We start from the raw sequence: 233 nt of genomic DNA, 5'->3' as shown, positions 1-233 counted from the left end.
TACTTTAGAGTCAACTGAAAAAGCAGATAAATTAAGACCGGTTTATAAAGAAATGAGAAGTAAACAATAGGCTGTTTAAGTTATAAATAATAAAAAAACCAAGATTAAAATCTTTGTTTTTTTGTATCATTTTTAAATTATTTTTTTAATCATCCTTAATTTATGTGTATGTTTGTGTAGATCTTCATTAAAAATACCACTATGATCTAAAGTATCTATTCTTACTTTTCCAT

At 22.7% G+C, this 233-nt stretch carries 1 pseudogene; it reads right to left on the bottom strand.

The annotated features are described in order from the left end of the window. Positions 1 to 132: 132 nt before the first annotated feature. Positions 133 to 233: pseudogene (locus tag ACY2RW_RS16445) on the bottom strand (hydrolase Nlp/P60); the annotation flags it as partial.

It is taken from the genome of Polaribacter sp. 2305UL8-11 (genome assembly GCF_058147165.1).
Note: the sequence above shows the minus strand (reverse complement) of the source record. Positions and strands in the feature narration are given on the sequence as shown.